Origin of the sequence: Brachyspira sp., assembly GCF_029258575.1 — a bacterium.
GTDB lineage: Bacteria > Spirochaetota > Brachyspiria > Brachyspirales > Brachyspiraceae > Brachyspira.
The window spans coordinates 24,127-38,016 of the sequence record NZ_JARHYI010000069.1; the positions used below are offsets into that span (position 1 = coordinate 24,127).

General features: G+C 26.5%; 13 protein-coding genes and 1 other RNA gene. 9 read left to right on the forward strand and 5 right to left on the reverse strand.

Annotation, left to right across the window (positions count from 1 at the left end):
• Window positions 1-16: 16 nt before the first annotated feature.
• Window positions 17-538 (reverse strand): hypothetical protein, encoded by a 522-nt coding sequence (locus Q1J76_RS05595; protein ID WP_300368032.1) that lies wholly within the window; start codon window positions 536-538, stop codon window positions 17-19.
• 295 nt (window positions 539-833) lie between these two features.
• Between Q1J76_RS05595 and Q1J76_RS05600 the strand changes: the two genes are divergently transcribed.
• From Q1J76_RS05600 to Q1J76_RS05625, 6 genes are all read left to right on the forward strand, one after another.
• A complete protein-coding gene (locus Q1J76_RS05600; protein ID WP_300368035.1) occupies window positions 834-1,274 on the forward strand; it encodes an HIRAN domain-containing protein in 441 nt (146 codons plus the stop codon).
• A gap of 24 nt (window positions 1,275-1,298) precedes the next feature.
• Window positions 1,299-2,321, forward strand: a complete 1,023-nt coding sequence (gene holA, locus Q1J76_RS05605) for a DNA polymerase III subunit delta (RefSeq protein WP_300368038.1) — start codon at window positions 1,299-1,301, stop codon at window positions 2,319-2,321.
• A gap of 149 nt (window positions 2,322-2,470) precedes the next feature.
• Window positions 2,471-3,145, forward strand: a complete 675-nt coding sequence (locus Q1J76_RS05610; protein ID WP_300368041.1) for a late competence development ComFB family protein — start codon at window positions 2,471-2,473, stop codon at window positions 3,143-3,145.
• 35 nt (window positions 3,146-3,180) lie between these two features.
• Entirely contained in the window at window positions 3,181-3,723 is a 543-nt protein-coding gene (locus Q1J76_RS05615) for a hypothetical protein (protein ID WP_300368044.1), read from the forward strand.
• A 128-nt stretch (window positions 3,724-3,851) separates the two neighbouring features.
• Window positions 3,852-4,238, forward strand: a complete 387-nt coding sequence (locus Q1J76_RS05620) for a Fur family transcriptional regulator (protein ID WP_300368047.1) — start codon at window positions 3,852-3,854, stop codon at window positions 4,236-4,238.
• Between the two features lie 130 nt (window positions 4,239-4,368).
• Window positions 4,369-5,955, forward strand: a complete 1,587-nt coding sequence (locus Q1J76_RS05625; RefSeq protein ID WP_300368050.1) for a glycoside hydrolase family 57 protein — start codon at window positions 4,369-4,371, stop codon at window positions 5,953-5,955.
• 56 nt (window positions 5,956-6,011) lie between these two features.
• Here the strand turns inward: Q1J76_RS05625 and Q1J76_RS05630 are convergent, their stop codons facing one another.
• Both Q1J76_RS05630 and ssrA read right to left on the reverse strand, forming a co-directional pair.
• A complete protein-coding gene (locus Q1J76_RS05630; protein ID WP_300368053.1) occupies window positions 6,012-6,551 on the reverse strand; it encodes a hypothetical protein in 540 nt (179 codons plus the stop codon).
• 189 nt (window positions 6,552-6,740) lie between these two features.
• Window positions 6,741-7,093: a transfer-messenger RNA gene (ssrA, locus tag Q1J76_RS05635) on the reverse strand.
• A 181-nt stretch (window positions 7,094-7,274) separates the two neighbouring features.
• Between ssrA and Q1J76_RS05640 the strand changes: the two genes are divergently transcribed.
• Window positions 7,275-9,095: a methyl-accepting chemotaxis protein gene (locus Q1J76_RS05640; protein ID WP_300368056.1), complete on the forward strand. Its 1,821-nt coding sequence runs from the start codon at window positions 7,275-7,277 to the stop codon at window positions 9,093-9,095.
• A 5-nt stretch (window positions 9,096-9,100) separates the two neighbouring features.
• Complete coding sequence (locus tag Q1J76_RS05645; RefSeq protein ID WP_300368059.1) at window positions 9,101-10,918, forward strand: methyl-accepting chemotaxis protein; 1,818 nt, start codon at window positions 9,101-9,103, stop codon at window positions 10,916-10,918.
• Between the two features lie 9 nt (window positions 10,919-10,927).
• Here the strand turns inward: Q1J76_RS05645 and Q1J76_RS05650 are convergent, their stop codons facing one another.
• Together Q1J76_RS05650 and Q1J76_RS05655 are read right to left on the reverse strand one after the other, a co-directional pair.
• Window positions 10,928-12,721, reverse strand: coding sequence for a LysM peptidoglycan-binding domain-containing protein (locus Q1J76_RS05650; RefSeq protein ID WP_300368062.1), 1,794 nt, complete (start codon window positions 12,719-12,721; stop codon window positions 10,928-10,930).
• Between the two features lie 29 nt (window positions 12,722-12,750).
• A complete protein-coding gene (locus Q1J76_RS05655) occupies window positions 12,751-13,029 on the reverse strand; it encodes an acylphosphatase (RefSeq protein WP_300368065.1) in 279 nt (92 codons plus the stop codon).
• 105 nt (window positions 13,030-13,134) lie between these two features.
• On the opposite strand from Q1J76_RS05655, the gene Q1J76_RS05660 reads away from it, so the two are divergent.
• Complete coding sequence (locus Q1J76_RS05660; protein WP_300368068.1) at window positions 13,135-13,791, forward strand: class I SAM-dependent methyltransferase; 657 nt, start codon at window positions 13,135-13,137, stop codon at window positions 13,789-13,791.
• Window positions 13,792-13,890 lie beyond the last annotated feature (99 nt).

Genomic DNA, 13,890 nt, shown 5'->3' on the forward strand with positions numbered 1-13,890 from the left:
ATATGACCTTAAAAAATTATTTTTTTGGACCTATTGTATTAGGGTTTCCAAAATTATTGCTGTTTAACCCTCCAAATAATTCTTCTAATCTCTTTTTTTCTTCTTCTGTGGCACCTGAATTCTGAGCTATTTTATCAACATCTATTTTACTTGGATCTCCTCCACTGTTTACTATTTCGCCCATAACTCCAGTCATATTTTCTTCGCCTACTATATTCATAACTTCATCAATACTCTCTTTTGCTTTATCATCCATTTCTACTGTATATAAATTATCTCCGCCAGGAACTACTACTATATTGCCTTTGTTTCCTCCAGTATAAATTCCTCCGATTCCTAATATAGTATCTTGAAATGTATAATCTGTTCCAGCAATATTTAATTTATCTCCATTTACAGATACACCTTGCCAAGTGTCATTTTTCATTTTGCCTAAAAAGAAATCAGGTCCGGGTTCTGTTATAGTTAAATTTGTTTTTTTACATGAAAATGCAAATAAAAAAACAAAGAGTATTATGCAATATCTTTTTAACTTCATTATGATCTCCTAAAAGAAAATTATAATTTAATTATATAATTTTTATAAATAAAAACAACTAAAATAAAAATAGCATTATATAAACTCGGATATTTTTATATTAAAATTTAATATTGGTATATAGGAATAGTGTTTATATGGTTAGTATAAATAATATTTGTAAAATAATTAATTATGAATAATATGTATTATAAATATTTTGGTAATTGTATTAGATAATGTCTTGACAGAAAATTTGAATTGAAGTAAAATTCCAAAATATGCATTTAAGAAATTAAGGTAAATCTTTTATTTTATGAATAAAAATACAGAACATATTACTTGTCTAATTAATCATGAAGAAAGTTTTAAAAGAATTATTATAAATAGAAACTATAAGACAAAAAGATATTATATAGATTTTTTTGTAGCAGGATATAAATATAATAATGGGAAAGATGTAATAGATTTTCTATTAGATAATGAGCCTGTAAATTTACTTCGTGATATAACAAATCCTTATGATAGATTTGCTATAGCCATTTATGATAGAAGTTATGATTTTAGATTAGGATATGTTCCAAGCATCATTTCCCCTTTGATATCGTATAAATTAGAAGATAAAAGAAATAAGGTATATGCTAGAATAAAAAAGCTAAAATTAGATGAATCAGATGAATGTAAGATAGAGATTAGAGTATTTATAGATATAGCCAAAAAAAGAAAAAAAGATATAATTTATAATGATTGCATATAAATTGATATATGATATTATATACTTATGATAAATAAAGTTTCCGTAAAAACAGAGATTGAATTTCAAAAAATAAAAGACAATTACATAAAAGAGCCTTTCAAATACTGTATTTATATATTAACAGGAAAGGAAAGACTTTTTAAGAAGGCATTTGTAGCGGCTATGCATTCATATATGTTTCCAGATGAAGGCGATAGTGAGATGAATTACAGTGTTTTTTATGATAAAAATGATGCTGTAGGATTTGCACCTTTAGAGGTGGCAGATACTCCTCCTTTTGGCTCCAAATTGAGATTAATTGTAATTTATAAATATAATAATTTTCAGGAAGATTTTTTAGAGTACTGCTTAAATCCATCAAAAACTGCTGTAGTTATACTTGAAACTGAAAATACTTTGGAAGATGATCCCATATATAAATATTTTTCAAAGAAGCAAAGCAGTAATAATTTATATTTTATAGATTTTCCTTTACCAGATGAGAAAGATTTCAGGGGATTGATTAATGCTTATATTATTAAACAGGGAAAAAAAATATCTACTGATGCTATAGAATATTTAATTAATAATATAAATTTAGATTATGATTCTCTTTATTCGGAACTTTCTAAAATATGCAGTTATAATGATAAAGAATATTTAAATGTTGAAGATATAGTTGATTTTACATATGTATCTAAAAACAGGAATATTTTTGATTTTTTAGATGCTGTTTTTGAAAGGGATAGAAAAAAATGTTTTATTATAATGAATAGATTAGATCAGGATGCATCTTCATCTTTGGCATTAATGATGAATAATTTTCTAGCCATATACTATATGAAAATATTTACTCCTCAAACTACTTTAAATGAAATAAGCAAAATAACAAAAATACCAGAATTCATATTAAAGAAGAAAAAATCTTCATTGAAACTATTTAGTATAGAAGAAATAGTTAACATAATGTCGAAAATATCATATTTAAATACATTAAGTGTAACAACTCCAAATAATATTTTTAAAGCACATTTTGAATTATTTTTATTTACAATTACAAAATTATAATTATATAGTATGTAATTATAAGGTTATTAAATGATTGAAATTATTTTAATGTATTCGTTATTAAAATTTATTTGTTATTAATAAAAAATTATCTTTGACAAATAATGGTTTATTTTGTATAATAGATTATTATTTGTAGGAGAATGCTTATGTATTTAGTAAACCTTATGGAACAAAAAGTTTCAAAACTAGCAGATTCATATTTGAAAGAGAAAAATATTCCTGTTAACACTAATATGCGTATGGATATAATAGCATACACATTAAATAGAGTTCAGTCTCAATATGTTACAAGTGCTAGAGGTGTTCTTCATAGTTATAACAAAGATCCTATACAAAGCAATACAGAAGTATTAAGCATTATAGCAGATGCATGTGAAATAGTAACTAGAAGAAAAGAAAATACATTGTTAGAATCAGTTCCATCTATTTATGAAAGTGGATATTATTTAACTTATCCAAGTATAATGGGTAATATTACATCTTCCAATAATTTTGAGAAGATTGATAATGCTTTAGTTTATATATTTTCTGAAGGAAATATACTTCATGGATATGGAGTTAATTTCCCTAATCCTGCTATAGTATCAAGTAATGTTCCTGGAAAATTCATGTTTTGCTTTATGCCTAGAAAAGTAAATTCAAATCAAGATATAGAAGTAAAATTGGATATAATTATAGAATCTGAAAAATACATGCAATATGAAAATGTACTATCGTATAAATTAAGACCTTCATATTATAATGCTGGAGATATGCCTTTATTTTCTATAGAGGAAGTTAATGATATACTTCTTATAGAAAACAATAATATACCTAGTTAATTATAATATAGCTTATTACTGTTTAAGAGAAATTAATGAGAGTAATTCGTTTCATAGTATTCGCTTGTTTTTTAGTTATTTTTATAGTTATAGCGAATATAATTCATAAAAATATGAGTTCCTATGAGGTTGTAAGCATAACAAGTCCTTTTACATATTATAATTTGATATCCTACAGTAATAATGATGTAAAATCTTTGGCTTCGCTTTCTTTTAAGGCATCTTTTGAAAGTTTATCAGAAATGTTTGATATTGATAGAGCATTTATTGCAAATAATATTTTAAGAAAAAATATTAAGATAAGAGAAGATGATGCTGAATTGATTGTATTTACTGATAATGATTCTATATCGCAAATAACAATTAGCTGCTCAAATAATGTAGCCCCATTTTTAGAAAATATTTTGAATAGTTTATCTTCTAATAACATACAATTAGAAAATCAGGTTTTAGATGATGAAGAGGGTAATATTTTAGCAGAAATATATTCTCATAAAACGGATAGCTATAAAATAATAGTAACAAAAACATATATGTCAAATAATACTAATTTATCTATAGACTATATTAAATTATAAATATAATAATATATTTTTTGTATTATTTGTATAAAACAAATTTTTTTTCTTGACAAATAATTTACTTGATATATAGTAATATTACTAAATAAGATTAATTATTAATTATTTTGCAAGGAAATTAAGTTATGAATAATACAAGAAATACAATACAAAAACAAGTTATTTTAAATGCGGTGAGAGAATTACAAAATCACCCAACTTCAGAAGAAGTATATAACTATATAAAACCAAATTTCCCTTCTATAAGTTTGGGAACAGTATATAGAAATTTAAATTTGTTATCAGAAACAAAAGAGATACAGAAATTGTCTATAATAGATGATGCTGTTCGCTTTGATCATATAACAAATGATCATTATCATTTTCAATGCAGCAAATGCAAAAAATTATTAGATATACCTATGGAATATCAGAAAAAACTAGATGAATTAGTTTCAAGTGAATATGAAGTAGAAGTATTTAAACATGATATAGTATTTTCTGGTATCTGTAAAAAATGCAGAAACTCTTGATTATATTATACTATCATTAATGAAATTGCGACTTCTATTTTTTAGTAATAACTATATTGAAAGTCTTGATTTTAATATTTATATTTTATATACTATTTATTATAATAACATTTTAAATTAAGGAATAATTATGTCAAAAGGCTATTTAGCTTTAGTGCTGCATGCTCACTTACCTTATGTGAGACACCCTGAACATGAAAATTTTTTGGAAGAAGAGTGGTTATATGAAGCCATAACAGAAACTTATATACCTCTACTAGACGCTTATGATCGTATGGTTAATGACGGCATAAACTTCAAAATAACTATGAGTGTTACTCCACCTCTTATGAACATGCTTGCTAATGAGTTGCTCCAAAATAGATATGTTAATTATATAGAAAAATTGATTAAACTTGCAGAGATGGAATGCGAGAGAACTTCATTGGAGCCTAATTTTCATCATACTGCTGAGTTTTATAGAGATAAATTTAAGAAGATAAGAGATATTTTTGTTTATAAATATAATAAAAACATATTGAATGGTTTTAGGTATTTTTTAGACAGAGGAAATTTAGAAATCATTACATGCGGAGCAACACATGGATTTTTTCCATTTATGCAGGAATATCCTAATGCTATAGAAGCACAATTGAGAATGGCTGTAAAAACGCATGAAAAACATTTAGGAAGAAAGCCTACAGGAATATGGCTTGGAGAATGTGGATTTTTCCCTGGACTTGAAAAACATCTTGCTAATAATGGAATAAAATATTTCTTTGTAGATACTCATGGAATAATGTATGCTGATAAAGTTCCAAAATATGGAGTTTATGCTCCTTTATACTGTTCAAGAGAAAGTAAAGTGGCGGCATTTGGAAGAGATATAGAAAGTTCAAGAAGCGTATGGAGTGCTGAAGTAGGCTATCCGGGTGATTTCAGATATAGAGAGTTCTACAGAGATATCGGTTATGATTTACCATTTGAGTATATAAAAGACTTCATACAAAGTAACGGACTTAGAAAAAATACAGGAATTAAATACTATAGAATTACAGGTAAAGACTGTGCTAAAGAGCCTTATAATCCAGAGTGGGCTATGGAGGCTGCTGGAGATCATGCGGGTAACTTTATGTTTAATAGAGAGAATCAGATAGAATATTTATCCTCTGTTATGGATAAACCGCCTATAGTTGTATCACCTTATGATGCTGAACTTTTTGGGCATTGGTGGTATGAAGGACCTATGTTCATAGAATTTTTAATGAGAAAGATTCATCATGATCAAAATACGATAGAAACTATAACACCTAGAGAGTATTTGGAAAGGCATCCTATAAATCAAATATCAATGCCTTCTATGTCAAGCTGGGGTGCTAATGGTTACGGAGAAGTTTGGCTTAATGGTACTAATGGATGGATATACAGACATTTACATAAGGCTGCTGAAAGAATGATAGAATTAGCACATGACTATTATAATGAAACAGGGCTTTATGAAAGAGCATTAAATCAGGCTGCTAGAGAACTTCTTCTTGCTCAAAGTAGCGATTGGGCTTTCATTATGCATACGGGTACTATGGTTGAATATGCTGTTAATACTACTAAAATATATATAAAGAGGTTTACAGATCTTTATTATGCTATTAAAAACAGAGATTTAAACGAAGAATGGCTAAGTAAATTAGAATGGCGTGATGATATTTTCCCAGAAATGGATTTTAGAATATATAATTAAATAAGCTAAATAAAAATAAAGAGTATGTATTTTTATATGCATACTCTTTTTTATATTTATTGATTTTTGATATTTTTTACATACCACTCTGTATCTCCTAGATTTTCTTTTAATATTTCTTCAAGTCCTTTAAGATTATGAGAGCCTAGAAGTTCATCAGTATTTTTATTGTATAATTCTATATTTACAGAATCTAATAATATTTTTATTAAATTATCTCCCCTTATACCACTGTCTGATTCTGCTCCTATTAAGATATATATATTATCTTCATCATCTTCTATTATGTCTTCATCATTGTTGATTGAATAATTTATATAATTGCCTGATTTTCTTTTTATACGGAAATAAAGATTTGTATTTTTTTTTATTTGAGTACTGAACACTAAAACTGTAGCAATTGAATCATTATCATAAACTGATGAGAAGTCATCAGCAATAGCTGTATATACAGCCACAGCAAATGTTGATTCATTGTATTTGTCTATATTCATAAAATATATGATATCAGAATCTATATTTACTTCCCATTGTGCTAAAAGATTTGAGCATAAAATAAAGAATATTATTAATGTAATTTTAAAAACTTTTTTCATTATTTAAAACCCCTATATTAGAAAATATATTTAAATATAATCAATATTATAGAAATATAACACTATTTTTCTAATGATTCATTAACATATTTTTTTATAATTATTGATATTGGAATATTTTTTATTATTTCTTCTAAAGTTTAGAATATCTCTAATTAAATTAAAATCTATTTTTATAGATAAAATAGATTTTGGAGATGGCGGGACTCGAACCCGCGTCCTACGAAGCGTACCATATTCGTCTACATAGCATATCTTATCTTTAAAAGTTTCGCCTTATAGGTAGAAGACAAGCAGAAAAACTATAAGACTAGCATGAGTGTACGTAATATTAGGCTCATACGGCACCTAATACAAGTTCTATGTGTTTTGGCACCGAAAAAGTAACCCATAGACAAATCACTTAATCAGCGGCAACTTCAATCAAGCTGCGAGTGCATATTCATCTGCACTTATTCTTCGGTATGATATTAACGTGCATACACCTAGCACGACTATGCAAAATACGTTCCAACCATCGCAGTCGAAGCCGGAGCATCCCCTTTCAAAGAACGATACATGTATATATTAATTCATTAATAAGAATTTGTCAACATAAAAAGTGATATTATATTAGAAATACATTTCAAATTATTATTAATAATTTGATTTTTTACATATAAGAACTTGAATTTTTCTATAATTTTTATATGATACTTTAATATAACATAAATGGAATAATTCATGAAAAATAGAATCAGACTTATATTAAGTTTCACAATACCTTATCTAATATTTATATCTATAATAGTAATAATCTTAATATCAATATTTATACCAATAAACAGAGATTTTTATTTTAATAAGGTTTCTGTAGATATAGAATTAGCAGAAAATCATATAGAAAGTAAAGTAGATGATATTGTAAATTCTCTTAGTTTTTTAAGCTCATATGCAGAGATAGGAATTAATACACAAAATATAGCACAAACTATTACAAATGTGAAAAAGTTCGGTAGCTATTTTGATGTTTTTTACTGCAATACAGTACCTTATAATAGAGGTGGAATATTTATAAGTTCGAGAATACAATATCATGCTAATTATGATCAAACTTCGAGAGAATGGTATATAAATGCTTCAAATGATTCTAGGAATTTATATATAACAAGTCCTTATATTGATTTTAATTCTGGAAAGCTTATAATAACATTCATTAATAAAATTATGATGAATAATCGATTGGCTGGATATTTTGGAATAGATTTTGATAATATGAATACTGTTTTAGAAGGTGTTGATGATTTCGCCGAATCTATAAATATAGTTACAGAAGATGGTTTATATATTACTCATAAGGATACAAATTATATTTTAAATTCAAATTTTCTTATTTTTGGTGATGATTTATTTGCCTCTTATAAAAACAATATAAACAATGATGGAATTTATTTGAAGAATAATTATTGGTATTCTATAAAAAAAGTTACTAATGCTCCTTGGTATTTAGCTGTAAAAGTAGATGCATCGGATTATTATAATAATATAAAATATTTAATATTATTTTTAATAGGATTTATGATTCTATTTGTGATTGGCGAATTAATAATAGTTTCTGTATCTATAATACCGCTTTCTGACAGATTGGATGATGTTATAATAGTTTTAGAGGATATGTCAAATGGAGATTTTTCTTCAAGAATCAAAGAAGATAAATTTATGGGAAATAGTTCTACAAAGAGGCTTGCAAATGTTATAGAGAAGATGCAAAAAAATATTGGTAAGACTATGTATAAGATAAAAACAGGAGTAGAAGAGGTTAATAAAAATGGTGCATCTATAGCAAATGTTAGTATTGAATTATCTAATAAGGCGAATGAACAATCTGCAGCTTTAAATAGTTTAATAGGAGCCATAAATGCTATATCAACTTCTATAGATTATGCATCCAAAAAAACAGATTATGCTAAAATAATGAGTGATAAATCTTTTGAAAACACTAAAATAGGCGTAGCTATGATAGGTGAAATAAAGAATAATATGAATGAAATAAATGATTCTAGTAATAAAATAGCCAATATTATAGGTACTATACAATCTATAGCTTCACAAACTAATATACTTGCTCTTAATGCAGCAGTAGAAGCGGCAAGAGCAGGAGATCAGGGTAGGGGATTTGCTGTTGTGGCAAGCGAAGTTCGTTCTTTGGCACAAACGGTTACAGATTCGGCTGATAATATTACAGAGATAGTTGAAGGTGCCGTTTCTAAAATAGAGCATGGAAGTGAATTTGTAAGTAAATCATCTGAGGTGCTTACAAGTATAGAATCTTCTTCTTTGGAATCTTCAAATTCTTTATCAGAGATATTTAGAATGTCTAATGATAAAAAGTCTGGCATTGATAATATAAATAATATAGTTGAAAAAATTAATGATATCACTTCAAGTAATGCTAAATTTGCAAATGAAAGTGCAAATTCCAGTGTAAAAGCTTCAAAAATAGTTAATGAAATCGTAGAAGAATTATCATTTTTTAGTTTTAAAAGTTCTAATAATAGGGAGTAGAATAAATGAAAAATAATATTAAACTTCTTTTAAAATTGATTATTCCATACTCCTTATTTATTATAATATCATCAGTTATTGTTTTATTATTATGTACAGCAAAATACAGAAATAATTACTTAAGACAAATTTCTACAGATATAAATAAAATATCATCTTCTATAGAAAAAGACATAAATAATATTCATTTAGTATTAAATATATTAGATTCTTATGTATCAGCAGATTTAACACCATATGAGATTGGTTTATCTATGACGAATGTTTATAATGAAAGACATTCATTTTTTGACATACTTTACGGAAATACAATTCCTTTATATGAAGGTGGAGTATTTTTAAGTATAACTCATCAATATCCTTCTGATTATGATCAAACTTCAAGGGTATGGTATAGGGGGGCTGTGAATACTAATGGCATTTATATATCAGAGCCTTATATAGATTTCAATACTAAACGGCTTCTTGTAACTTTTTCAAAAGCAGTTTATACCAATGGTAAATTAAAGGGAGTAGTAGGAATAGATTTCTCTAGTATAGATAGTGTTGAAACAATAGGAGATATAGATAAAAATAATGTATTTTTGATTACAACCGACGGGCTTTATATGATGCATAATAATAAGGATTATATTCTAAAGCAGGGTGTTACTATATTTAATAGCGATAAAGTTTTTGAGGGCACAGAGCAGTATGTTCATAATAGCGATACTCCTGTAATAGTAAAAAATGATTCTTGGTATTGTGTACGAAAAATAGACGGCACTAATTGGGCTTTGGCTGTTAAAGGTAATTTGGATACTTATGAAGCTTTTTTAAAAAAGATTATTATAATTGTTGTATTGTCAATTATATTTTTATTGGTGATGGGATTTGTACTTACTTCTATGGTTCTTTTTCCTCTTTTAAGATATTTGGATATGGCTATTACAGCTATTGATAATATGGCAGAAGGTAATTTTGCTTATAGAATAGATAAATCTATATTATCTAAAACTAATAGGGCTGGAGATTTAGCTCGTGCTATAGATAAGATGGAAGCAAATATTGGAAAACTTATTTTCAAAATAAAAAGAGCTATAGAAGATATTAATATAGTGGGTTTGGAAATTTCTAAATCTAGTGAAAAACTTTTGGAAAGAGCTTATGTACAGGCTGTAAATCTTGAGAAACTAGATGAGGCTTTAAAGGATATATCTACTGCAATCAATTTATCATCAATCAGTATTGCTAGTTCTAAAGATTCTATGGAAAAAATGGAGAATACTACCAAAACAGGAGTTCATACTATTAATGAAATAGAAAGTAATATGAATGAAATACAGTCTTCAAGTAAAAAAATATTTGAAATAACTAAATCTATAGAATCTATTGCATTGCAAACTAATATATTGGCACTTAATGCAGCAGTAGAGGCAGCAAGAGCAGGAGAGCAGGGCAGGGGATTTGCAGTTGTAGCAAGCGAAATAAGAAAATTAGCTACTACAGTTTCTCAGGCAACTAAAGATATTACTGTGATAGTTGAAGATGCTGTAACTAAAATAAATAATGGAAGTATTTCTGTTTCTAGAACTTCAAAAACATTGGATTCTATAGCCAAAACATCTGTAGAAACTTCATCTGTACTTTTGGATATATCCTCTTCTTCAAATGAAGAGATAGATCGTATAAATAATATTAATAATGATATTGGTGTTATTAATGATATAATGATAAAGAATGAGGAACTTTCAAAAGAGGCATCTGAGGCTAGTACTAAAACTTCAAAAATGTCTGATGATATAGTAAAAGAATTATCATTCTTTAAATTTGGCGGTAAATAATAATTCGTTTTATGATTTAGGAAGAAGTTTTATAGGATCTATAGATCTTCCCTGATAAGAAATTTTGAAGTATAATTCACTTCTGTCTATCATTCCTGTATTTCCTATATCTCCTATATATTCCCCTTTTTGTACAATATCGCCAAGTTTAACATTAACTTTTGATAGATGTGCATATGAAGTATTGTATCCATTTTTATGTTTAAGTATTATAACGGTGCCGAAACCTCTAATATTATCAACATATTCTACTATTCCGTCATCTGAAGCTGCTACTTTATCACCAACATCTCCTAATATATTAACTCCTCTATTTGATAGTTTATCAGAAGTTACACCATATCCAGAAACTATTATACCTCTATAAGGCCATATAAAAGAACTTTCAGGAAGTATTGAGTTATCATTAAAATTATATGCAAGCATTTTTTTGGTTTTTACCTTTATATTTGCCCCTATATATAATTTATATTCATTAACATTTTTTATATTGTTTAACTGTATTAAATCTCTCAAATCCATTTTATGTTTTCTTGCTATTGAATATAAAGTATCCCCATTTTGTACTTTATAATTTGATATAACTGATGCGGCTGTTTTTTGAGGATTTGCATATACTTTAAGAGTGTCGCCTATTTTCAAAACATATTTATCATTAATATTATTTATAGAATATAACTCTACCAAATCCATTCCTCTTGAGAATGCTATTTCACTCAATGTATCTCCGTTTTTCACTTTATAATTTTCTAAAGTTCTGTATGATGTAGGATTTGATGAAGTGTTTATATTAACATTATCATAAACTTTAAGAGTATCGCCTATTTTTAATACATAATTATTTTTTAAATTATTTAATTCAAGCAAATCCTTCAAAGACATAGAATTTTTTAATGCTATTTCTCCAAGTGTATCTCCGTTTCTCACTTTATATGTTTTTATAGTTTTACTTTGAGTATTAGAAGTACTTTTTCTTGCATATATTTTTAATTTTTCGCCAGTTCTCAATTTATATTTTAGAGGATCATCTATATTATTAATTTTCAGAAAATCATTTACACTTATATCATTTTGAAAAGCTATTCCGTATAGAGTATCTCCGCTTTTTACTGTGTAGTATTCTGTTTCTTTTGAGGTTTCTTTTTCATTATTATTATTATTATTATTAGATGACTTTACATACATCATTTTTCCAACATATAATTTGTATTTATCAGGATCATCTATATTATTAATTTTTAAAAATTCGTTAGCAGTCATACTATGAGCAAAAGCTATTCCATATAGAGTATCTCCGCTTTGCACTCTATAAGTATCATAGTTATCTGAATTATTATTTGATATATTATCAGTTTTTGTAGAATCATTATCTGCTACTTTAAGAGTATCGCCTATTTTTAGATTATATTTTCCAGCATCTTTTATATTATTTACAGCTAGAAATTCATTGGCAGTCATACCATGAGCGAAAGCTATACCATATAAAGTATCTCCATTTTTTACTTTATAATCTTTATAAGACTTTTTTTCCTGTTTTAAACTATAAACATTATTTTGAGAATCGTATACTAAATTATATCCTGCTTCTTTTACTTTTAAAGTTTCGCCTATTTTAAGTCTGTATTTATCAGGATCGTCTATATTATTTACTTTTAAAAATTCATTGGCAGTCATATTATGTGAAAAGGCTATACCATATAAAGTATCTCCGTTTTTTACTTTATAATCCACATAATTTGCTGCAAAATTTATAGAGGCAAAAGTGCATCCTATAATGGAAGCATATTTAAAAATATTTTTCATAATTATTATTTTCAAGTTCAATAAAAGCTTCAATTTGCTATTTCAAAAATTTCATCTATAAGCGGATCTGTAGGAGTAATTACAACATTAACTTCTTTTACACTGGACATTTGAGGCCCTATTTTTATTTTGTCTACAAATTCATCTATTTGGGCTTTTGTTTCTAAATATCCAATCACTTCAACAGAGCCATCATAATTATTCCACACCTTTCCGCCGATTTTCATTTCATCAGCTATTTGTTTTGCATAGTATCTAAATCCTACGCCTTGAACTCTTCCTTTTAATGTGATATCTACTTTAAACATAGATAAATTATCGGAAATACATTTTATTGAATTTATATTAAGATTAAAAAATTGACAATTTATATAAAGGATTATAAAATATAAAAAAATATCGATATGTGAAATATGCCTAATATAGAAACTACCATAAAAAATATTAATTTACAATTTGTAACAGATAATAATTTATTTTCTCCTAGGAATTTAGATACAGCTACATTATCAATGCTTGATGAAATAAATTTTGAAAATGAAAATAAGGTTTTAGATTTGGGATGCGGTTATGGGGTTGTCGGTATATTAGCTGCAAAAATAATAGGGGAAAATAATGTTGTAATGTGTGATATAGATATTGAAGCGGTTAATATATCAAAAAATAATGCTATATTAAATAATGTTCCTAATATTAATATTATTCAAAGTGATGGTTTAAACAATATTACGGATAATGATTTTTCTTTGATACTTTCTAATCCTCCGTATCATACAGATTTTTCCACAGCAAAACATTTTATAGAGAAAGGATTTTATAGACTTATATTAAATGGGAAATTTATTATGGTAACTAAAAGACTTGATTGGTATAAAAATAAACTCACATCCGTTTTCGGAGGTGTAAAAGTAAAAGAAAAGAATGGTTACTATATATTTATATCAGAAAAAAGAAATTCTATTCCTTCAAATAAAATAAAGAAAAAATTAAAAATAGTGAATAAAGAAAAATCAGATAATTGTAATAAAGTTAATAAAAAGAAAAAAAATGGGGCTGTCCTAGATAACTAAAAAAGCTCCTTCTTTGCTAAATTATATACTATTTCTAATTGTTTTTCAACTTTTGGAGTATTAAAGCGAAATTGACATTCTTTAATAAATAAATGAAAA